Raw genomic sequence first — 21,988 nt, 5'->3', positions numbered from 1 at the left:
GAAATGAGGAATGACCAGCATATGATGAACCATCCGGCCTCCCGGCTTCGCGCGCACCTGTGCATCGCGGCCTTCGACCTCGCAGCCTGCGCCCTCGCCGCGATCCCGCTGTCGTTCGCCTTCGCCCAGCCCGCCTGGGCCTACGTGGACCCGTCGGTGATGACCTACACCATCCAGGCGCTCGCGGGCGTGGCCGTGGCGCTGTCGGCCGTGGCGGGCGTGGCGATGCGCCGCACGCGCAAAGCCCTGCTCAAAGCCCTGAATATCGATGTGAACCGCAATAAAGAGGTCGAGGCCGACGTCTGCCGCATCGATCCCGAGACGGGAAAGCCCGTCAAAAGCGAAACGGTCGGCGCGGCCGCACAGGCACCCTGCAAGGCCCCGGGAAAGGCCCGCGATCGCAGATACGCTCCCGGCTGGAAAACCCGCATCCCCCTCGCCCTGGTCACGTCGACCTTCTTCGTGTTCACCCTGTTCGTCGTCGCCCCGTACGAGATCGTCGCGGCAAGCGCCGGCAGCGTCTTCTTCTCGCTGAACGATGTCTGGCAACCTATCGCGGTGGTTGCGGCGGCGATGATCGCCGCGCTCGCGTGCTTGCTCTCCCTTCTGCGCGGACGCGCGTTCAACCTGGCTCTTCTGCTGGTGTTCGGAATCGGCCTGGGATGTTATGCGCAGGCCCTGTTCCTCAACGGGGGACTTCCCCCTTCGGACGGCCACAGCATCACCTGGAACGACTACCGCAGGCCGATGGTCGTGTCGGGCATCGTCTGGCTGGTCCTCATCATCGGTCCTTTGCAGCTCAGCAAGGTGAACCGCCAGCGCACGCAGCTGGGAGCTGCCGCGCTTTCCCTGGCGCTGGTCATCGTGCAGGGTGTTGGCGTGGGAAGCCTGTTTACCAACGCAGCCACGGCGGGAACGTCGGGCGACAAGGCCGTCGTCACCGAGCAGGGTCTCTACGACGTGTCTTCCAAGAAAAACGTGGTGGTGTTCGTTCTGGACACCTACGACACCCAGTTCCTCCAGAGCACGCTTCAGGCCGCCCCCGACCTGCTGGACGATTTTAAGGGGTTCACCTGGTACCGGGACTCGCTGGGCTCGATGATCCCCACGCGCTACGGCCTGTCGTTCCTCCTGCACGGCCAGTATCCCCAGCCCGACGAAGACTTCGGCACCTACCTGAACCAGCGCTACAAGCGCGCGCATTTCCTGCAAGATGTTCAGAACCTGAACTTCTCGACCGGCATCTACACCGATACGCTCGGAACGCAGTTCCTCTCGGATGAAGAGGCGAACAGCCTGGTCAACAGCAAGACCATCAACGTCCACCCCGCTTCGAACACCATCACCAGCTGGAACAGCACCCTCAAAGCGCTTGCCAAGTGCGCCCTCTACCGCGATATGCCCTGGATGCTCAAGCCCTTCTTCTGGTTCTACACCGACGAGATCAACCAGGCCACCAACGCGGACAATCCCGACATCGACCCGGCGAACAAGCCCTACATCATGAACGACGCCGGGTACTACAACTCGCTGAAGCAGCGCGGGCTGACCTTCCAGGAAAACGACGACCAGTACGACGGCGCTTTCCGCTTCATCCATATGACGGGAACCCACTGGCCCTACAACCTGGACGAAAACGGCAACGACATCGGACTGCACAACGCGAACCTCACCCAGCAGGCGCGCGGCTGCATGAAGCCCGTCCAGCATTACATAAACCAGCTGAAGGAGATGGGGGTCTACGACAATACCACCATCATCATCACGGCCGACCACGGCGACTGGTACCTCACCGAGAACCCCCTCGAAAAGGTCACGGTGCCCTACATGCTGGTGAAGCCCGCGCAGTCCGCCGAGCTGGATTCCCAGCCCTACAAGGTGTCGCAGGCGCCGGTTGCGGCCGAAGACGTGCTTCCCACCTGCATCAAGTACATGGGCGGCGACTACTCGACCTATCCCGGCTACTCGATGGACGAGATTCCCGAGGGCCTGCAGCGGCCGCGTTTCTTCAACATGACGCTCGACCGCGACGCGAAGGACTACAAGATCATCCAGTACGAGGTGAACGGCGACTCGCTGGACTTCGCGAACTGGAAGCTCACCGGGGTTTCATGGGACGTGGGCGAAGGATCGAAGGCCAAGGGAGACCACGACTAGCGCACGGCCGGCAAGCGGCCCGCACTTCGGGAAACAGCACCCGACCGGCGGGAGAGCGAAAGCGAACGCAACGCATCCGATCAAGCACCGAAGATCGGGAATGAAAAAACGGGCGACGCAGCTTGGAAAGCGCGTCGCCCGTCGGTTCTTCCGCGGCGGGAAACCCTACAGCTTGAAGCCCAGGACGTCCAGCACTTCTTTGGGCATCATGAAGCGGACGGTTTTCTGCGGGTCAACCATCTGGCACACCTGCACATCGCCCTGAAGCGAGAACAGCATGGCCGCCTCGGCCTCGGTGGCTTCCGTACGGGAGCACACCAGGTCGAGCATATCGTGAACGGCCCTATCGGCCGCCTCGTCCAACGTGTCGGCCGAGGCGATGGTTCCGAAATGCGTCTCGTTCTCGATCAGGGGGTTTTCAAGGGACAAGTCGGGCAGCGCCGTAAGCGTCACCGTCGCATGGCCCGCCGCCTCGGCCCCCGATACGCCGATTTCCCCGTCGCCCATGCACGCATGCATGTCGCCGCATCCGAACAGCGCGCCGTCGACCGCCACCGGGAAGTACAGGGTCGCCCCGACGGTGACCGCCTTGTTGTCCATGTTGCCGCCGTGCGACCCGGGAGTTCCGCAGTTCACGGGCGCGCCTGCAGGAGCGACCCCGATCACGCCGATCATCGGGTTCAAAGGGAGGCTGAGCTTGTCGGAGAACACCAGGCGATCGCCCTCGATCGTTCCGAACATCGTTGACCAGTCGTCGAAACGGTCGCCCAGAACGCCTTCGTCCTTGCCCGTAGCGGCAACCGCGCAACCGTCGAACTCGATCGCATCGATGCGCACCTTCAGCGCACCGCCCGCTACGGCCCCGTTCACGTACACTGGGCCGGTGGCCGGGTTGATGCGGTCCCAATCGATGGCATCAAGCGCATCTGCCTGGCTTTTCACCTGGTCGCCGAAACAGTCGGACGTGCGTATGCGCACCGTATCCCCCGATTCGACCGTCAGCGCCGCCTCAAGGCTCTTGTCGAACGCGTACATAACCCGCTCGTTGCCCAATTCGATCATGCCGTCCTCCTTCATCGAAGCGCTCCCGCGCGTATCACGTCATCGTATCACTCGGAGCCGCACGTTACAGAACTGCGATGTCCTCCACCAGCTGGTCGACCTCCTCGTCGGTAGTAGCCCACGACGTGCAGAACCGCACGCACACGCGGCCCTCGCCCGCAGCGCCCTCGGGCTCGAAGACGTAGCGCTCGGCCAACCGCTCGGCCTGGCAGTCGGACAACACCACGAACTGCTGGTTCGTCTCACTGGCAACTTGGAAGGGGATGCCCGCCGCCGCGAAGGCGTCGCGGATGCGCAGGCCCAGCTCGGTTGCATGGGCGGTTATGCCGAAGTACAGCCCGTCCGAGAACAGCTCTTCGAACTGCGCCCCCAGCAGCCAACCTTTCGCGAGCATGCCGCCTTGCTGCTTTATGTAGCTGCGGAACCGGGGCACCAGTCCCTCGTGGGAAAACACGATGGCCTCCCCGAACAGCGCGCCGCACTTCGTGCCCCCGATGGTGAACACGTCGGCCGCTCGGGCGACGTCCTGGATGGTCGCATCGCACGCCGGAGATCCCAGCCCGTATCCCAGCCGCGCCCCGTCGATGAACAGATACCAGCCGTGACGATGGCAGGCATCGGCGATTTCTCGCAGCTCGGCAGCCGAAAACAGCGCTCCGAACTCGTTTGGGAACGACAGATACGCCATCTTGGGCTCGACCACGTGCTCGGGAACCGGACTGGTTTCGAACTCGACCGCATGCCGCTCGATATCGGTCGCCGTGATCTTGCCATCTTCAGCGGGCACGGCGATCACCTTAGTGCCGCCGAATTCGATAGCCCCGGTCTCGTGCACGTTGATATGCCCGTCAGACGCACTGAGCACCCCCTGGTACGGTGCCAAAAGCGAACGGATGACCAGGGCATTCGCCTGAGTTCCACCCGCTACGAAGTGCACATCAGCCGACGGGTTCCCGATGACGCGTCTGATAATCTGACGCGCCCGATCGCAATGCTCGTCCAACCCGTAACCGGGGTGCGACTCGCCTGCCGTGCGGGCGACAGCCTCGATGACACGGGGATGGCCCGTTTGGCTATAATCGTTGTTGAACCTGATCACACGCTCTCCTCCACCTCGTTCCATCTGACGAGAATCCTACCGTATTCCACCCGCCATGATGCAGATCGTACGCAAAATACCGACGCGGCGAGGCGGACGGAAAAAACAGCTGCCGCGACCTTTATACTGGACATACGTCAGAATGCGTCCGCACGGACGCCGGAACCCACCTTCTGAAAGGCGCTTGCATGGTCTCCCGCGTTTACGTAGAGAAAAAGCCCGGATTCGACGTCGAATCGCACCAGCTCGCCCATGAACTCCGAACCATCTTGGGGGTCGAATCGCTCACGGGCCTGCGCATCGTCAACCGCTACGACGTGGAGGGGATCTCGGGCGACCTGTTCGAGCGATGCGTCCCCACCGTGTTCAGCGAGCCTCAAACGGACATCGCCACGTATGCGCTTCCCCAGTCGAACGGGGCGGCGGTGTTCGCCGTGGAATTCCTCCCCGGCCAGTTCGACCAGCGCGCCGACAGCGCCGCCGAGTGCGTCCAGCTGATCAGCCAGGGCGAGCGTCCCGAAATCGCCACCGCGAAGCTGTACTTCCTGGAAGGCGACCTCGACGCAGCCGACATCGAGCGCATCAAAGACTACGTCATCAACCCGGTCGAGGCGCGGGAGGCTTCGCTGGCCGTCAAAACCACCGTGCGCACCGAGCAGCCCAACCCCGAGAAAGTCGAGGTTATCGACGGGTTCCTTAATCTGGGCGACGACGAGCTCTCTGCGTTCGTGTCCGATCGAGGGCTTGCCATGGACCTCGCCGACGCGAAACTGTGCCAGCAGTACTTCGCCGACGAAGGCCGCAACCCCACGATCACCGAGATGAAGATGATCGACACCTACTGGTCGGATCACTGCCGCCACACCACGTTCGGCACCGAGCTCACCGATATCGCCATCGATGACGACCTGGCTCGGCAGACCTTCGAACGCTACCTGGAAATACGCCGCGAACTGGGGCGCGAGGAAAAGCCCGTCTGTCTGATGGACCTGGGCACCATCGGAGCCCGCTACCTGAAAAGCAAGGGCGTCCTGAAGGGCCTCGACGAATCCGAGGAGATCAACGCCTGCACCGTGAAGGCCACCGTCGATGTGGACGGGGTCGACGAAGACTGGCTGTTCCTGTTCAAAAACGAAACGCACAACCATCCCACCGAGATCGAGCCGTTCGGAGGCGCGGCCACCTGCGTGGGAGGCTGCATCCGCGATCCTTTGTCGGGACGCAGCTACGTGTACCAGGCCATGCGCCTCACCGGCGCCGCCGACCCGCTGGTTCCGGTAAGCGCCACCATTCCGGGAAAGCTTCCCCAGCGCAAGCTGGTCACCACCGCCGCTGCGGGCTACGCTTCCTACGGAAACCAGATCGGTCTTGCAACCGGCCAGGTAAACGAGCTCTATCATCCGGGCTATGCCGCAAAGCGCATGGAGATCGGAGCTGTGGTGGGAGCCGCGCCGGCGCGCAACGTCCGCCGCGAAACCCCCGCCCCCGGAGACGTCATCATCTTGCTGGGAGGCCGCACCGGGCGCGACGGCATCGGGGGCGCCACCGGGTCGTCTAAAGCGCACGACGTCGAAAGCCTCGAATCGTGCGGTGCCGAGGTCCAGAAGGGCAATGCGCCCATCGAGCGCAAGATCCAGCGCCTGTTCCGCCGCGGCGAGGCGACGCGCCTCATCAAGCGCTGCAACGACTTCGGAGCGGGAGGCGTGTCGGTCGCCGTGGGCGAGCTGGCAGACGGCCTGTCCATCGATCTGGACCGCGTTCCCAAAAAATACGAGGGCCTCGACGGCACCGAGATAGCCCTATCCGAGAGCCAGGAGCGCATGGCCGTCGATGTCGCCGCCGCCGACGTGGACGAATTCATCCGCTACGCCCACGAGGAGAACCTGGAAGCGACCCCCATCGCCACCGTCACCGCCGAACCGCGCGTGGTCATGACCTGGCAGGGGGATACCATCGTCGACATCAGCCGCGACTTCCTCGCCTCGAACGGCGCCCCCAAGCAGGCAACCGCCCACGTGGCGGCCGCCCGCTCGTTCGCGCCCGGGTTCGAGGGGTCAACCCTCGAGGAACGCCTGACCAACGTGGTCACCGACCTCAACGTCTGCTCCAACAAGGGCTTGTCCGAACGGTTCGACTCCACCATCGGCGCAGGGACCGTGCTCATGCCCTTCGGTGGGAAATACCAGCTCACGCCCTCGCTCTCGATGGTCGCGAAGTTCCCCGTCGATGGCGAGACCTCCACGGTTTCGGGCATGGCCTGGGGATTCAACCCCCATCTGTCCGAGAGAAACCAGTACACCGGCGCCTACCTCGCCGTTGTGGAAAGCGTGTCCAAGCTGGTGGCAACCGGCTTCAAGCGCGAGTCGGCCTATCTCACGTTCCAGGAATACTTCGGCAGCCTGCGCAACGATCCCGCTCGGTGGGGGCTTCCCGTCGGGTCGCTCCTGGGCGCCCTCGCGGCCCAGCTCGATCTGGAAGTCGGGGCGATCGGCGGAAAGGACTCGATGAGCGGGAGCTTCGAGGATCTGGACGTTCCCCCCACCCTCGTCAGCTTCGCCGCAGCCGTAGGCAAGCTCGATACGATCGTGTCCCCCGAGTTCAAGGAAGCCGGACATCGCGTCATCGCGATCTGCCCCGTGTACCGCGACGGACTCCTCCCCGATGCAACCTCGCTGCGCGCGTCGCTCGACGGAGTGGAGTCGCTTATTCAAAGCGGCGCAGCCTTGTCCGTATCCACTCCGGGTTACGGCTGCTGGGCCGAATCCGTGTTCAAGATGTGCCTGGGAAACCAGGTTGGACTGGCGTTGAGCAGCTCGTTCGACGTCGATGAGCTGTTCGAACCCTCATACGGGTCCTTCATCGTGGAAATAGCCGACGGCGCCGATATCCCCCAGCTCCCCCGCGTGCGCACCATCTCCCTGGGAAGCACGCAGGGCGCCTATCACCTCGATGCGGCGGGAGAGAGCATCTCCCTTGCCCAGATGCAGGAGGCCTGGGAGGCCAAGCTGGAACCGGTGTTTCCCTATCGCCAGGCCGGCGACGAGGTCGAGACGGTCACTTACGCGCAGGGAACGCCGCTGGTCTACAGCGGAACCATCGCCAAGCCCCGCGTGATCATTCCGGTGTTTCCCGGCAACAACTGCGAGTTCGACGTCGCTCGCGCATTCGAGCGCGCGGGAGCCGAACCGCACATCATGGTGGTGAACAACCTCACGCCCGCACACATCGCCGAAAGCGCGCGCGAACTGGCCGAGCAGATCCGCTCAAGCCAGATCGTCATGATCCCGGGCGGTTTCTCGGGCGGCGACGAACCCGACGGATCGGCCAAGTTCATCACCGCTTTCTTCCGCAACCCCGAGGTGACCGAAGCCGTCCGCAACCTGCTGCAGCAGCGCGACGGCCTGATGCTGGGCATCTGCAACGGATTCCAGGCGCTCATCAAGCTGGGACTAGTGCCGTACGGCGACATCCGTCCCATGGACGAGGACTGCCCCACGCTCACCTTCAACACCATCGGGCGCCACCAAAGCCGCATCGCGCGCACCCGTGTCTCGTCGAACCTCAGCCCGTGGCTGAGCTTGTGCGAGCCGGGAGATATCCACACCGTGGCCATCAGCCACGGAGAGGGACGTTTCGTGGCGAGCGATCAGCTGATCGAGCAGCTGAAAGCCACCGGGCAGATCGCCACCCAATACGTCGACGAGCACGGACGGCCGTCTATGGACTGGTCGGTGAACCCGAACGGCTCCGTTTTGGCAGTCGAGGGAATCACCAGCCCCGACGGGCGCGTGCTGGGCAAGATGGGCCACACCGAGCGAACCGGCAACGGCACGTACCTCAACATACCCGACAATACCTTCCAGCCGCTCATAGAAGGCGGCGTGAACTACTTCGCCTAGTTTCAGCGCCTCGAAACATACAGGGGCCGCTCGTCGCGGGGTGTGCGACGAGCGGCCCCTTCTTTCAACCTGTATCGGGCCCGAACCCTTGCGATGGCGGAGCTCTCGGAAGCCGTGCGCGGCCTCTCCACCAGATCGAAAGGATGGTGCAGCGAGCTGCCTAGGCGGAGTGCTGGGCGGCGTTTCTGCCCGCGATGCGCCCGAACGTGAAGATGTCGGTCATCGAGCAGGATCCCAGCCGGTTCGTTCCCATGATATGGCCCGTCACCTCGCCCGCAGCGTACAGCCCGGGAATGGCCGAACCATCCGTGTCGATGACGCGCGCCTCGGTGTCGATCTGCAGGCCGCCCATCGTGTAATGGACCGCGGGCTTGCAGGCCATCAGATAGAACGGACCGTCCTCGATGGGGTTCATCTTCCCGCGGTAGTTGAAGTCGGCGTCCTTGCCGTCTTTGCAGTACGCGTTCCACTTCTCCAGCGTCTTTTTGGCGCCCTCGGCGTCCACGCCCATGCCGTCGCAGACCTCTTCCAAGGTGTCGGCCTTCACGATCACCTTGCGCGACAGGATGTTCTCGTATTCGTCGGCATGCGTCTCGAGAAGCCCCGTCGCATCGGCGCCCTTCTGGTTGAACAGGAGGTACCCCTGCTCTCCGGTCTGCTTCAGGATCGCATTGGAAATAACGTCGCGGCGCTCGAGCTCCTCGACGAAACGCTCGCCTTCCTTGTTGACCATGATCGCCTGGTACTCGAGGCGCACATCGCCCACGTACAGGAGCGCGCCCGTGCCCGGATCGCACACCGGATACGTCTGGATGTGCTCCATATCCAGCAGATTCGCGCCCACCTTCTCGCCCATCTCGATACCGTCGCCGGTCACGCCCACCGAATCGGTGGACAGGAACTTCTCGTTCATGGCGGGGTTGTACTTCGTGCGCATCTCGACGTTCGACCCGAAACCGCCGGTGGTCATGACCACGGCCTTGCACGACACGCTCACCTGCTCGCCGGTCACGGTGTTGGTCGCCTTGACCCCCACCACAGCTCCGTCCTTCTTCACCAGCTCGGTCGCGCGCATGCAGTCCACCAGCGTGATCGCGTCGATCTCCCGAGCGCGCCTCGTCAGCTTCGTGGTCATTTCGGAACCGGAATGGGTAAGCGGGATGAGCGAACGCTTGGTGTGGTGCCCGCCGAACTGCATCAGGTCGTGCTTCCACGACACCCCGCCCTCGAAGGTCAGCCACTGCGAGCTTTCAAGGGCGCCTTCGGCCACGATCTGGACCAACTCGGGATCTCCCAAGTTGTCGCCGCCCTTCAGCATGTCGGCCGCAAGGGCATCGGGGCTATCGGAGATACCCTCTTTCGCCTGGATCCAGTTGCCGGGAACGGCCATTTCCCCGCCGGACAGGGCGGTATCGCCCCCGAGCACGCCCATCTTCTCCATCAGCACCACGGTGCGGCCCTCGTTGGCAGCCGTGATGGCCGCCGCGAAACCGGCGCCGCCCGCGCCGATGACGACCACGTCGGCCTGAGCGGGAACGGAGCTCTCGCTAACGTAATCGGCCTTGTCGCGCTTCTTCCACTCGTCGGACTTCATGCCGATCTCGTCCAGAGCGCTCGCAACCGCGCCGACGAACGCCATGCTGGTAAGCGTCGCGCCCGAGACGGCATCCACGTTCAGCGTCTGCCCGTCGATGATCTGCTTCGTGAGCTTCTCCATGGCAACATCGCCCATGCCCGGCGTCTCGCGGGAATCGAGCACCGATATGCGGTCGATCTTCCCTTCCTTGGCCGACACTTCGATGGTGAAGCTGCCGTGCTTGCCCATGCCCGAGCCCACCGCAATGCCGGTGGCACTCGAACCCTTCGCGTCTTTCTTCCCGCTGGGCGCGCAACCCGTCAATGCGAGGGTCGTGCCAATCGCGGCGATCGAGCCGCCCATAAGGAACTGGCGCCGTGAAAACTGACTCATGCTTCCTCCTTCGGTTTCCCGCACAAGCGGGCCCCTACAACCTGCTGAAAACCATGCCGCAGCCGCCCCGCACGCGCAATCGTCCACCCGGGTTAAATGGGATAACCCCGGATTAACCCTGCGACGACCTCGACTTTCAGGTGACGGTTCCCGTGAAAAACCCCTACAATGAAGGCTCGTTCGCACGAGGTCGCCCGATCGAAGCGGAACCGGCGCCGTCGTTTCATGCAGGAGGGGTATGGACGCGCATCAGCATCGAGAATTCGCCGCCCACTGGAGGTCGGCTTTCGGGCGCGTATCGGCCATTCCCTTCGTGTTCCTCGGCGTTGGCCTCTATCGCGCCTGGCTGTCCATATTCTTTCGCTTCGACGCCTTCCCCGGCATCGGCGTGTCCGATTACTTCCTGTTCGAAAGCGCCATCGGCATCGCGTCGCTGGCGCTTGCATTCGCCGCCGGCAGGATGGGACCTCTCTGGCAGCGCCCGCGCACCCACGTCGCATGCGCCGCGCTCATGACTGCGGGGGCCGCTTTGCTCTCGTTCGGATGCTTCGCGCTCGAATCCCCCGCCCTTCGCATAGGCGGGTTGGTGCTGGGCGGAGCCGGTCTGGGAGCGCTCATTCTCATGTGGGCCGAGTTCTACGGCTCGCTCAACCCGCTGAGGGTCGCCTTGTACCATGCCCTCGCGATCTCGCTTGGCGAGGCCATCAAATGGCTGTTCATGGGGCTCGACACGTCTCATCTCGTGATATTCGCGATCGCTTTGCCGCCTGTATGCTTCGCCTGCGTTCACGCCAGCATGAAGCGGCTGCCCGAAAAGCAGCTGGGGCGCCCGTCTGTCACCGGGGACGCGAAGTCGATCCCCTGGAAGCCCATCGTGCTCATGGCGACATGCACCTTCGCCGCCGCATTCGGGGCGCTGCCCAACCAACCGCTGGTCGGCGGCAATATCGCCGGAGCCCTGTTCGTTACGGCGCTGGTGTTCTTCGGCGTGCTGTCCGCTTCGAAGTGGTTCAACTTCGACACGGTGTACCAGCTCGCATTCCCCCTGTTCATTGTCGGCTTTCTGTTCGTCATGCCCGCATTCGGGGGAAACGGCCAGATCATGGCCTTCTGCTATGACGCCGGCTACACCATGCTGTCGATGTACATCATGATCGTCCTCAGCAACATCACGTATCGATTCGGCGTCAGCGCCGTGTGGCTGAACGGCATCGAGCGCGGCATTCGCTACCTAGTCGAGCTGGCGGGCTGGCTCACCTTCTTCGTTGCGTCGTCCCACTTGGGACAAAACGAAAGCGGCACGCTGTACGATGCGATCGCGATCGTCGTGGTGTTGGCGTTCCTGGTTATCTTCTTCACCGAGCGCGGGCTGTCGGCGAAGTGGGGCATCGTGCTGGACGACTCGCTCGAAGACGAATCGAAGGCAAGCCAGTCCGCCATGCGGGCCTCGGACCTGTCGCGCTCGTTCGGACTCACCCCGCGCGAGGAAGAGGTGCTGCAGCTGCTTGCCCAGCACATGACCGTAGCCGATATCGAGCGGGCGCTGTTCGTCTCGCAGGGCACCGTGAAGGCCCATATCAGCCACATCTACAGGAAGATCGGCATCCACAGCAAGGGCGAGCTGTTCGACCTCTTGGAGGGAGGCCGGTAGCTCGCGCGGCGGGCATCAAAAAAATCGGCGCGGGAGGAAACGTCCCCTCCCGCGCCGTCAAACGGTATTCCGTCCGCTTTGCTTCCGCCTACTTCCCGTCCTTCCTTGCGCGAAGGGAGGCCGCGGCGGCAAGCGCTGCGCCAACAGCCGTCAGAGCGATCGGGGCCACGGGGCTCAGAGGATCGGACGTCTGAGGGGCTTTGTGGGCACCCTTGTCACCCGAGGAAGCCATCGTTTTCTGCGTCGTTTCCGTCTTCGTGCCGGGAGCCGCCTGGGGCTCGGACACGGTGATGGCAGCGGTTCGCGACGTCGCCTTCAGGCCGGAAGTATCGTTAGTGGCCACGCAGTAGTAACTGGCCGAACCAACCGTCGAAGTGTCGATGTCCAGCTTGCTTCCCGTAGCGATGGGGGCGGCAGGATTATCCGCATCGAACCACTCGTACGCGAGATGAGACTCGCTTCCCTCGACGCCGTCGGGGATGTTCGCCTGAGCACTGAGCGTGATGGCGCTTCCCTTTTCAACGGTCGCATCTGCGGGTTCGGCGACAAAGACGGGAGCGACGAAGGGGGTCGCATAGCTGATCGGGGTCTTCGGAAGCCCGGTGGCTTCGTCAAGATCGCTGGGGACGAAGGGAGCCGACTGATCGCCCTTCAGGTATGCCCGCATGTCATCAAGCAGGGCCTTCGCCTTCGCATACGTCTCGGAGCTCGCCCGATCGTGCAGCTTGTTGGCCAGATCCGTGCGCTCGGCGGCAGGCGTCTTCTGCATGATCTCGTCGACCACCGCCTGCTGGGCGATCAGCTGCTTTTGCAGAGCGTCGAGGTAGGTGCGGGTGCTGCCGGCAAGCTTGTCGCGGTTGTTGTAGGCAAGCGTGTTGATGTCCATCAGCACGTAGTCGAGGGAGCCGTTATCAGTCGAGGCGTCCATAGCGGCATCGACGCTGTCAACCGATTCCTTAGTGCCCGTATGCTTTTCGTCCCAGCTGTCGATAGCAGGATAGATATCCTTGTTGACCTGGGTAAGCAGAGCAGAGTAGCTGGGAACCGCGATGCCGAACTCGGAGCGCGAGAGGTTTTCCCACTGGATGGTGGCGATATCGGCGCTCAGGCCCTTGCGGATCTGGTACATATGGGTTTCAACCGTGCGGTTGTTGCCGATGGCGTAGAAGCCGGCGTTGGTGTTGGCGTTGAGGGTGCTATCCTGCTCGCCGCGCGCAGCGAAAGAGCGCAGCGCGGTGAACAGGTCGATCTTGCCGTTCCCGGGGGCGAACAGAAGCTGGGGGTCGCTCACGGAGGTCACGCCCTTGTCACCCATCGTGTAGCTTCCGTCAGCCAACGGGGAGCCGAAGTAGACGCGGCCCTGTGCGAGGCGCGTGTATTGGGAGGTCCCGGGCTTGTCGCTGCCGTACGAGGTGGCGACATCGAGGGAGCCGTCATCGAAATAGACAGCGCTGCCGGCCGCCTTAGCGGTCTCCTCGAGTTTTTCGGAGTGCAGGCAGACGTTCTTGTCGGAGAGGTCGATCTTGTATTTGAGCTGCCCGATGTTGGGATTCACCGAAACCTTGTCGGGATAGGCCGCCGTCAGGTTGATGCCGATCCACTGATGTCCCGAGAGCTGGGCGAACAACCAGGTTTCGGTGTTGTCGGCGATGATGATCTGATTGCAGTCGTAGCTGCCGTGGGTGTCGATGATCGAACCCAGGAGCTCAACGCCTTCGCGGGCCGTGGAGCTGCACGCCAGCACGATATCGGCGATGGTGTATTCGCCCAAGCCGCTGATGTCGGAGTAGCTCTCGCTGCCACAGGGATCGACGGCTTTGACCTTGTCGTTGTAATCCGTGGTGAGGGTGGCCGAAACGCTGACGCCCTTCTCGTTGGTGCCCGCTTCGGAGTAGGCGTCGGTGCGGTTATCCCAGCCGGAAGGAAGGTCGCGCACATACGTGTAGCGGAACGTCGTCTTGGGATAGGTCCACTTGAAGTTGGATTCGTCGGATGAGAACTCGGGGTTAACGCGAGGCTCCTGGATCCCGAACGCCTTGGGGTGGCGGGCCGCATAATCCTCCGCGCGACCGACGTAGACGTCGCCGGTGTCCGTAAGACCAGGGCCGACGTAGACCTGCGTACAAGCAAGTGCGCTTAGGGGGAACGCCAGGGAAAACGCCAGCGCTGTGGCGGATGCCGCAGCGATAACCTTCCCGAAACTCCCCTTGCCCCATTTCATCGTCGTACTCATAAAGCGCATCTCCTCCCAGAAGCAAGCGATTGCGTCTCTTCCATGATTCCTTCGACGGATCTGGTGTTAAATCGGAATTATACAACTTCGCAACTTGTGGCGGAATCATGAAAGATGACTAAAACTATAGGCGGGTAGAAGAAAAAGCAGGATCACCGACGTTTCGAAAAGCCTTCGATGGAAGCCGGGAATGATCTTCCCGGCATTTCCGCAAAGGACGAACCGGAATCACAGCGATAGCGCTCCGATATCCAATTGGCCTCCCTCCACGAGGAATGTCGGACGTAAGCGGCAACGGTATCGCTCCCTGCTAGAACGATGCTGTCGCAGTAAGGACCATGCGCCCTCGTCCCGCTCACGCTATGCCAGCGCTGCCTCACGCTTGGGCCGACCCGCGCGCGCGGGTTCGTTGAACCTGTTCATGACGCTCTGCGCGTCCACCATGTGAACCATGCCGACCTTCTGGCTCTTGAGAATGCCGCTACTTATCATCGCCCTGATACGGGTCGGGGATACATCGAGAATATCAGCCGCCTCGTTTACGGTCATCGTATCGACCTGCGGTGTGCTTTCATCGCAATCCACCACAATGCCCATACGATACCCCGCATCGCTGCAATCGTTACCGAATGTGGGCGCAGGAAGAGAGCGGCCCTTCCGTAATGCCATGACGATGTGGTTCTCAAGGAGGTCTTGCGCCATGTACGCTGCGTCCTGCATATCCTCGCCCTGCGTGATAATACCGAAGTCGGGGAAACGGACCTCGAGCCAATTCCCACTGGGCTCTATGATCGCCTCGTATATGTACTTCATCGATCTCTCCTATCGTTCGAAAGAGGGTGGTGCCGGAACTTATCTCAGTCCCAGCTTTTCCTTTATGTCCCGCTCCACCCCTGGGCTTAGGTCTTTCGCGTGGCGCGGCACCTGTATCTCCGTCCCATCTGCGGTCTCGTAGATATCATGCCTACCGCCGTGCCTTACAAACCTGCCGCCGTTCCTTCTGATTAGCCTCGCAGCCTCCCTCGCTGTTAGCGGCATCCCCCTCCTCCTCTCCTGCCGATATAATTATAGCGTCACACAATAATTAGACAAAAGGTTTATTGCGCTCCGTAATATTTTTAATGCGGAACACATCTCCAGAATCATGCAACTCTCAACCAGCATTCATTTCGGAACTCCCCCTCCGTGAAGAGGGAGACGTAGCGCGATAGGTAAGGCTCATACGAAGGCCAGATATTTCAACCCACTCCCTCCGTGAGGAGGGAGACAGGTCGATCGCCTGGTAGACGATGAGCGCCGTCAGATTTCAACCCACTCCCTCCGTGAGGAGGGAGACTGATCTGCAGGCCCTCGGACTCGCACCACGCTCCATTTCAACCCACTCCCTCCGTGAGGAGGGAGACATCGAGCGCACCAAGGGACGATGCACCGACTGCGGATTTCAACCCACTCCCTCCGTGAGGAGGGAGACGGCAAGAGCGTGTTCATGACGACGAAGTCGGGCACATTTCAACCCACTCCCTCCGTGAGGAGGGAGACGGACAGCTCCTCCCAGCGGAGGGAGGCCGACGCGCATTTCAACCCACTCCCTCCGTGAGGAGGGAGACTTACTCAATTGAGTAAACAACGAGGTAGAGGAGGTATTTCAACCCACTCCCTCCGTGAGGAGGGAGACCTAATGGAGCCGCGTGACGGGTTCGCGGCGGCGGATTTCAACCCACTCCCTCCGTGAGGAGGGAGACTTTTAGAGCATTTTTGGACGCGTGAAATCGGTTTCATTTCAACCCACTCCCTCCGTGAGGAGGGAGACGACGAGTCGCCGACGCTTCGCGGAGGGGCGAGCGATTTCAACCCACTCCCTCCGTGAGGAGGGAGACCCAAGTGTTCAACAACTGGCTCGATCGAAGGGAATTTCAACCCACTCCCTCCGTGAGGAGGGAGACGGCTCCAGCGACGCCAAAAAGGCCCTCTGCTCTAATTTCAACCCACTCCCTCCGTGAGGAGGGAGACCCGCGAACGCAGCAAACGAGGAAGCGCAGCGCCAATTTCAACCCACTCCCTCCGTGAGGAGGGAGACCACGCTCTCCAACCTTTCCGCCAAGGTCGATAAATTTCAACCCACTCCCTCCGTGAGGAGGGAGACCAACCCTTATTTTCTATACTGGGGGTTGAGGCCATTTCAACCCACTCCCTCCGTGAGGAGGGAGACGATTATGCGGATTTCGTGTACTACTTATGTAAAAAATTTCAACCCACTCCCTCCGTGAGGAGGGAGACCGCTACAAATTGTAGCAAAGAGCCTAGTCGACCCTATATCTTGACCTACCTAGGAAGAAAAACGCTCATCGAGATTTTTTTTCGGCAACATTAAGCGTAAAGACCGGTGCGAACCTCCCAGGAAAACCCTGACAGCCCCCTGTTCGCACCGGCATCCCACCGAATTTGAGAGCTATAGCGCTAAGAACCCTTCGGCATCGTAAGACGGTTTGGCCCCGTGATGTTCGATCTTGGAATGGTAGCCGTTTCCTAAATTATAGAACCGTAAGCTATCCTTATCCGTATCGATAACTGAAAGAAGCTCGGACTTCATCTTCTCAATTACTGAAGCGTCGCCAACGCACTCGAAAACCGAGTTTTGAACTCGCTGCCCGTAACTCACACATACCCTGGCGACCTTTCGAAGACGTCTCTCGCCCGCTAAATCGGCGGTGTCAACGTCGTACGTAACGAGAAGCATCATAGCCGTCCTCCTTACTTCCAAAATACCGGAGGATACTGATCGAGGTCCCCTCGAAGAAACTTCCCGAATAATTGGGCTTGAACAAACGGAACCAGCCCCCACGGGATCTTCTCCTTTACGAACGGATGCGTCATACTTTCCCGTTTCTTGTTCTGCCAGGCATCGAAAAGCACCCGCCGTCCTTCCGAATTCAGACCCACCTCGCCCGTCTCTCGCATTTGAAAATGGCTGGAATTCACCACCCGGTTATTTACCGCCGAAAGAACGAATCGATCAACCAAAACCGGCCTCAGCTCTTCCATGCAATCCAAAGCAAGGGAGCGACGTCCCGGCCTTTCAACGTGCAAGAACCCCATGTAAGGATCCAAGCCTACCCCGCGCAAAGCAGCTGAACAATCTCGAGCCAACACGGTATAGAACAAAGACAGCATTGCATTTACCGCATCAAGAGGGGGCCGTCTCGTGCGGCCTCTGAAGTAAAAGGTCTCTTTTTCTCGCAAAATCAGCTCATCGAAAACACCGAAGTAAACGGCCGCCGCGTCTCCTTCTATCCCACGTAGACTCTCGAGAGAGCGACATGAGCGAATTTCCGTTAACGAGGCACTCAGCCTACTAGAAGCTTCCTTCACCGACGAAGCATCGATCCGTAAGCCATGGTCTCGCAGCGCCCTTTCTAAGATCCACTTGCAATTGAACACCTTTCCAAGAATGAAATTCCGAGCGATCGCCAAGCATCTCTCCTCGTCAAAGGCGCTTTCGTACTGAGCTTTCCGCAACAGCACATTACCCACGAACTCCCCTTGGACATCCGCAAGAAACCTACCATGCCGATCGTAAAACCCCATCGCTATGCCTTTTGCGGCGCACGCCCCCATCAGAGCGGGACTCGCGCCCGCATATGAAAACACCTGAATACCTTCGAGCGTATGAAGGGGAACCCTCCCCAACTCGGCCCCTCCTTGCTTTGCGACAACGTTGTCTCCATCGAGGGCAAGATAGGCATCCTCCGTCAGAATATACAGGGTGTTCAACAGGCGCCTCATAGCGAGCCCTCCAAACTCTTCTCTATGTAAGACCCGACCTGCATTCCGCTCGTTTTCGGAAGGCATAACTTGCAAAGAGAGCACGACCTGCACGCCGCAAACGGCTTAACGCGGGGAACGTATCGCTTATCATAAAGACCTTGCATCTCAGAGAGCAGACCCTCGACCTCGGTCCGCAAGCCGTCGGTCATATCAACGCGTTCACGAGATCTTGTCTGCCCGTAGAAAAGATATCCCACCTTTATATCTTCGGCGAACATCTCCTCAAGGCACATTGCTTGCGCGCAAAGTTGCAAACGATCTGCATCGACAAGCTTCGCCGATCCGCGCTTGTATTCGATGGGCACCGTGCGCCAAAGGCCATCCTCCCCAGCGAGAGGATGGCCTTCAGGATCAAGATGAAATTCGACGACATCGCATTTACCCCAAATGCCAAGCCTTCGCGAATGAACGTTGAGCCCCCGCACCGAGATCATGCTGCCTCGGCGCTCTCGAATACCCTCATCATGAGCCCGATCGTGCATAAGGGACCCCTGCACGGTGAGCAGATTCTCAGCCCAAACTCGTTCGATGTGTATGAGGGCCCACTGTCTTCGGCAAAATGAGAAATGCTGGATACCGGAAAGAGCCAGGTACCTATCTTCGTCAAACATAAGGGTTCCTATAGCTTGAGAATAACCTCAACCCCCTCGGGGACAGCGGCTTCGTCAACAACGATGCCCTCGTAATCCGAAAACGACCGGGGAGCCTCCATTCCCTCTTTCCGCTGAACACGCACCAAATCAAACAAGCTATGCGCCGGAGCGTTTCCGAATTCCGAATCGTGCTTAAAAACAACAAGCTTCCTGATCGCCATTTTCCCACGAGCCGCAGAGCGATCATGTTCGAACATGTTTATGATGCTTTCCCAAAGAAGCTCCAGGTCATCTTCAGAGAAGCCCGTTGTCTTACGAGCGAGGTTGGCGGACACGAACCCTTCGCATCGATACAGAGCATAAGGAACGATGCACTTTCGGCCCATCTCCGTTTCTTTCTTTTCTGCCGCTTCTTCCGTTGTGATGGCTACGCGTGTGATTGTGACCTCCTGCTGCACAATGGGGTCGACGCTTCGGGCGAACGTAAGCTGCACGGGACCTCTCACCTGACCGCAGTTCAGGGAATTCTTAACGAACGTGGTCATAACCGCACCGAACGTGCGAACATCGAAGAAAGTTTGGCACATGTAGTCCCGCAGTTTTGCATCAAGCTCCGGGTCGTCCTTCTTAAGTTTCTTGATCGAATCTTTGGTAACCTCGCCAGCCTCAATCCCCTGGCTCTCGAAAGCGCGCATATCGCTACGGTTGAGCGGCACCCCGTCTTTGATGTAGATCTCGAACCCTTTTTGACCCTCGCGCACCATTTCAACGTAGTTGCGAATCTTCCGCTTCAAGCACACATCGGTTACCAAGCCGTACCCCGTCTCAGAGTCAACGCGCGGCATATTGCCCGCATCGGGGTCACCATTTGGGTTTCCGTTCTCGACATCGAAATAAACGACGAAATCGTAGCGGTTCTTAATCGGATCAGACATAATTTATCTCCTGTCGTGCAATCGGACTTAAACGTCGGAAGGTTGATCGGACTGAACCTGATCGGAAGAATCGGAGCCGACTTTCTCCTTCTTCTCGTAACGCTTTTGCTGCTGATGCCAATACCCAAGCAAGAAATTTCCCTGTTCAGCGGAAGAAAGCCGTTTGGGGAACGCAGACACTCTATCTTCTTTGATCATGCCGGCAAGCTGGGTTCGGAAGTAGTGAGCAAGCCCGGGGTTATCTCGCCCGATCTTTTGAAGATGGGCACTGGTAAGCCTCAGCAACGCAGGGAACGCTACCCCCGGCGTGGCGCATGCAGAATTGAAATACCGCCCCGAGATGTTCGAGCTTTTGTTGGCAGTTTCCTGAATCTGCTCGAGCAAAGCAAACGTCCGACCAAGAGCGTACGCTGTGCTGCTCCTTCCTTCATTAAGATCCACCGTAACCTCCTCTTCGTCATAACCATAATTTCTAAGCAAACACGCCTTGATAAGCGCAACGCGCGCCCTTGAAACTTTTTTCGTTCGCTTATCCTCATTATCTTGAGAGGAAAACGTCCTTTGCAGCGCCTGCATGTAAGCCGCTTCCGGATAGCGCGCATTGAACAAGATCGCCCTCATAAGCGGCTCGCTCAAAACAGACATTACTGTCGGTTTTTTCGCGTTAGGGTTTTCCAGAGAATGAAGCAACTGGTAAGGCGTTAAGTATTCTCGATCTTGCGGATGATGCGCAATCGCAATGCGCCTGTAATGCTGGGCGATGTTCTCCAAGATATCGCCGAAGTTATCCTTAAAGAAAAAGCGCACCGACAAACGCGCCGCATTAGGAGCCAGGCCGGCCACGTAGAACGTGGTGTCGAGCTCGGGCCGAGCACGGTGCTTCCCTTCCGCAACCGACTGCAAGGTTTCGTGCAGCGACTTCTCCGTCAACTCTACGTTCGATGCGCCCTCTCCGCCTAGGTCTCCGAGAGCTATGCCGAAAAGCTCCGAGTTTTCATCATCGGAGCGCTCGGCCCAGTACACCAACGTTGTATCGCCGAGACGCGTATGATGATTGCGATCCTTCAGTAAATAGTTAAGCGCCGTAGAATACGCTCGCGCAGCCCGAATGCTCACGGGTGCGTTTCTGCCCTGTTCTTCCTCATGCCCATAGGATTCGAAAGCGCGAGAATTAAACCCCACCAATGAAGCCCCCGAGGACTGTGCGCCATAAACCCCTTGAATTATCGGATGAAGGCGCGCGATGGGTCCTTTTTCCCCCGTGACAAGACAACGCATGACAGGGGAGTCGTCGGAGTCTGAATGCGCAGAACGCTTGTCCCATGCCTCGACGATCTCCCCATCATCCAAGGCGCTTTCAGAAGAGCCGCCGTGCGTTACTACGAACACAATATTGCCACCCGTAAGTAATTCATCTCCAGCCGCAACAACTGCGGGGTGCTCTCGAGCGGATGCGACATCCCACGTTTCAAAAAACAGCCTCAGAGCGCGGGCGCAAACGGAATCCGTCTCCCTGAGAATGTCGCAATGGAGCTCTCTAGCTGCCGCAAAACACTTCTCCGAACGCTCGGGCTTACCCTTCGCATCAATCCCCAGCAAGTACGAAGAGTTGTCGCAGAGAAAGTTCGCAGAAACGCCCGACGAACGCTTCACTTGCTCGGGAACGACTCTTTCAAGGCCGTTTTTCTCGCTATCGCGAACGATGGAGTAAACCGATCCCTCGCTCGAAAGCTGAATAACGAATTTCACCTTCCGGGCGCACCAACCCGGGCGCGCCACTTTTTCCGGATGGGTTTCGAGAAGTTGATCGTAATACCTTGCCAACGCTGCCAACATCAGCGATACACCTCGCTTCCCGCAACGTCGATGACTCCGTTTTTCATCACCGCACGGAAAAACATCGGAACGATGTCGCTCGGATCGCTGTAATCCATATCGAACAGCATCAATCCAAGGTCTCGCTCGCCATCACGAGCATAAAACCCCGTTGGAATATCCTCGTCTTCGAGCAACCTGCAATGACAGGCAAATTCTCGCGTCCCCAGATAAGGTTGCGAATAACACTGCCCTTTTCGCAGGCGGCGACGCAATATATCACAAAACTTCCCGGGGTTATCGCACGATCCCGCGGCATCCGTCATCTCGAAGTGGGCTTCGATGATGTAGCGCACATCGACAAGCACCACCGATGCACGTTGAACTATATCCGATTTGGCGTTAACGTAGGGAGCGGCGCCCCCGTTGATTAACGCCGACCTCATCGCCGAAGCCTGAGCCTTCGAAGATATCTCGTTACGACGAACGCTCGTCCGCTTGATCTCGTTCAGTACGTGAATGCGGTCGATGACATAGCGCATCCCTGGATGCCAGTACACCGACTCGAGGATACCCCGAGCTGCGCTCGGGGTGAGGACGTCGTAAGTCATTCGCTCGACCGACAGCTCCGGCCTCGCAATCAAGGCGTTCGAACCCCAGACCTCGACCTTAACTCCAAAAGCCACTTTTATACCTCCTTTCAATTTCAATTTGTTAGCATTTAAATATACTCTGCAATCTATTCCTCTC

Annotated in this window: 15 protein-coding genes and 1 CRISPR repeat array; of the genes, 3 read left to right on the top strand and 12 right to left on the bottom strand. The window is 59.8% G+C overall.

All coding sequences use genetic code 11. The features are described from left to right. Positions 1–3 precede the first annotated feature (3 nt). Positions 4–2,157, top strand: a complete 2,154-nt coding sequence (locus tag JI75_RS00420) for a sulfatase-like hydrolase/transferase (RefSeq protein ID WP_144299242.1) — start codon at positions 4–6, stop codon at positions 2,155–2,157. Positions 2,158–2,322: 165 nt separating this feature from the next. On the opposite strand, the gene JI75_RS00415 is transcribed toward JI75_RS00420, so the two are convergent. Continuing rightward, positions 2,323–3,219 carry an acetamidase/formamidase family protein gene (locus JI75_RS00415; RefSeq protein WP_039687935.1) on the bottom strand — a complete coding sequence of 299 codons (897 nt, stop codon included), beginning with the start codon at positions 3,217–3,219 and terminating at the stop codon, positions 2,323–2,325. A 64-nt stretch (positions 3,220–3,283) separates the two neighbouring features. After that, positions 3,284–4,318: a threonine aldolase family protein gene (locus JI75_RS00410; protein ID WP_039687932.1), complete on the bottom strand. Its 1,035-nt coding sequence runs from the start codon at positions 4,316–4,318 to the stop codon at positions 3,284–3,286. Positions 4,319–4,506: 188 nt separating this feature from the next. Between JI75_RS00410 and JI75_RS00405 the strand changes: the two genes are divergently transcribed. Further along, positions 4,507–8,217, top strand: coding sequence for a phosphoribosylformylglycinamidine synthase (locus JI75_RS00405; protein ID WP_039687930.1), 3,711 nt, complete (start codon positions 4,507–4,509; stop codon positions 8,215–8,217). 160 nt (positions 8,218–8,377) lie between these two features. Here JI75_RS00405 and JI75_RS00400 read toward each other — a convergent pair whose 3' ends face one another. Beyond that, positions 8,378–10,186: a flavocytochrome c gene (locus JI75_RS00400; protein ID WP_039687928.1), complete on the bottom strand. Its 1,809-nt coding sequence runs from the start codon at positions 10,184–10,186 to the stop codon at positions 8,378–8,380. Between the two features lie 238 nt (positions 10,187–10,424). On the opposite strand from JI75_RS00400, the gene JI75_RS00395 reads away from it, so the two are divergent. Then, complete coding sequence (locus JI75_RS00395; RefSeq protein ID WP_039687926.1) at positions 10,425–11,837, top strand: helix-turn-helix transcriptional regulator; 1,413 nt, start codon at positions 10,425–10,427, stop codon at positions 11,835–11,837. Positions 11,838–11,925: 88 nt separating this feature from the next. Here the strand turns inward: JI75_RS00395 and JI75_RS00390 are convergent, their stop codons facing one another. The 9 genes from JI75_RS00390 to cas5c all read right to left on the bottom strand — a co-directional run bounded on the left by JI75_RS00390 (position 11,926) and on the right by cas5c (position 21,924). Then, positions 11,926–14,070, bottom strand: a complete 2,145-nt coding sequence (locus JI75_RS00390) for a C69 family dipeptidase (RefSeq protein ID WP_082019670.1) — start codon at positions 14,068–14,070, stop codon at positions 11,926–11,928. Between the two features lie 360 nt (positions 14,071–14,430). After that, positions 14,431–14,883 (bottom strand): type II toxin-antitoxin system HicB family antitoxin, encoded by a 453-nt coding sequence (locus tag JI75_RS08625; protein ID WP_052241461.1) that lies wholly within the window; start codon positions 14,881–14,883, stop codon positions 14,431–14,433. 39 nt (positions 14,884–14,922) lie between these two features. Next, positions 14,923–15,108, bottom strand: coding sequence for a type II toxin-antitoxin system HicA family toxin (locus JI75_RS00375; RefSeq protein ID WP_039687922.1), 186 nt, complete (start codon positions 15,106–15,108; stop codon positions 14,923–14,925). A 197-nt stretch (positions 15,109–15,305) separates the two neighbouring features. Next, a CRISPR array of direct repeats spans positions 15,306–16,347; the repeat unit is 33 nt; unit sequence ATTTCAACCCACTCCCTCCGTGAGGAGGGAGAC. 172 nt (positions 16,348–16,519) lie between these two features. Continuing rightward, positions 16,520–16,810, bottom strand: coding sequence for a CRISPR-associated endonuclease Cas2 (gene cas2 / locus JI75_RS00370; protein WP_039687920.1), 291 nt, complete (start codon positions 16,808–16,810; stop codon positions 16,520–16,522). Positions 16,811–16,821: 11 nt separating this feature from the next. After that, on the bottom strand, positions 16,822–17,853 hold the full coding sequence (gene cas1c / locus JI75_RS00365) for a type I-C CRISPR-associated endonuclease Cas1c (protein WP_039687917.1): 1,032 nt from the start codon (positions 17,851–17,853) through the stop codon (positions 16,822–16,824). After that, a complete protein-coding gene (gene cas4 / locus JI75_RS00360; protein WP_039687914.1) occupies positions 17,850–18,506 on the bottom strand; it encodes a CRISPR-associated protein Cas4 in 657 nt (218 codons plus the stop codon). The genes cas1c and cas4 overlap by 4 nt, the downstream gene beginning before the upstream one ends. An 8-nt stretch (positions 18,507–18,514) precedes the next feature. Further along, a complete protein-coding gene (gene cas7c, locus JI75_RS00355; protein WP_039687912.1) occupies positions 18,515–19,423 on the bottom strand; it encodes a type I-C CRISPR-associated protein Cas7/Csd2 in 909 nt (302 codons plus the stop codon). Between the two features lie 27 nt (positions 19,424–19,450). Continuing rightward, positions 19,451–21,259 (bottom strand): type I-C CRISPR-associated protein Cas8c/Csd1, encoded by a 1,809-nt coding sequence (gene cas8c, locus JI75_RS00350; protein ID WP_240993181.1) that lies wholly within the window; start codon positions 21,257–21,259, stop codon positions 19,451–19,453. Then, positions 21,259–21,924, bottom strand: a complete 666-nt coding sequence (cas5c, locus tag JI75_RS00345; protein ID WP_039687908.1) for a type I-C CRISPR-associated protein Cas5c — start codon at positions 21,922–21,924, stop codon at positions 21,259–21,261. Before cas5c ends, cas8c begins: the two co-directional genes overlap by 1 nt. Between the last annotated feature and the right edge of the window lie 64 nt (positions 21,925–21,988).

This window comes from Berryella intestinalis, assembly GCF_000814825.1.
Classification (GTDB): domain Bacteria; phylum Actinomycetota; class Coriobacteriia; order Coriobacteriales; family Eggerthellaceae; genus Berryella; species Berryella intestinalis.
This window is presented reverse-complemented; position numbering and strand designations above follow the sequence as displayed.

Excerpts from the sequence above, each read along its gene's own strand:
- JI75_RS00420 (WP_144299242.1), top strand. The coding sequence starts at position 4 with ATGAGGAATGACCAGCATATGATGAACCATCCGGCCTCCCGGCTTCGC.
- JI75_RS00415 (WP_039687935.1), bottom strand. The coding sequence starts at position 3,219 with ATGATCGAATTGGGCAACGAGCGGGTTATGTACGCGTTCGACAAGAGC.
- JI75_RS00405 (WP_039687930.1), top strand. The coding sequence starts at position 4,507 with ATGGTCTCCCGCGTTTACGTAGAGAAAAAGCCCGGATTCGACGTCGAA.
- JI75_RS00400 (WP_039687928.1), bottom strand. The coding sequence starts at position 10,186 with ATGAGTCAGTTTTCACGGCGCCAGTTCCTTATGGGCGGCTCGATCGCC.
- JI75_RS00395 (WP_039687926.1), top strand. The coding sequence starts at position 10,425 with ATGGACGCGCATCAGCATCGAGAATTCGCCGCCCACTGGAGGTCGGCT.
- JI75_RS00390 (WP_082019670.1), bottom strand. The coding sequence starts at position 14,070 with ATGAGTACGACGATGAAATGGGGCAAGGGGAGTTTCGGGAAGGTTATC.
- JI75_RS08625 (WP_052241461.1), bottom strand. The coding sequence starts at position 14,883 with ATGAAGTACATATACGAGGCGATCATAGAGCCCAGTGGGAATTGGCTC.
- JI75_RS00375 (WP_039687922.1), bottom strand. The coding sequence starts at position 15,108 with ATGCCGCTAACAGCGAGGGAGGCTGCGAGGCTAATCAGAAGGAACGGC.
- cas2 (WP_039687920.1), bottom strand. The coding sequence starts at position 16,810 with ATGATGCTTCTCGTTACGTACGACGTTGACACCGCCGATTTAGCGGGC.
- cas1c (WP_039687917.1), bottom strand. The coding sequence starts at position 17,853 with ATGAGGCGCCTGTTGAACACCCTGTATATTCTGACGGAGGATGCCTAT.
- cas4 (WP_039687914.1), bottom strand. The coding sequence starts at position 18,506 with ATGTTTGACGAAGATAGGTACCTGGCTCTTTCCGGTATCCAGCATTTC.
- cas7c (WP_039687912.1), bottom strand. The coding sequence starts at position 19,423 with ATGTCTGATCCGATTAAGAACCGCTACGATTTCGTCGTTTATTTCGAT.
- cas8c (WP_240993181.1), bottom strand. The coding sequence starts at position 21,259 with ATGTTGGCAGCGTTGGCAAGGTATTACGATCAACTTCTCGAAACCCAT.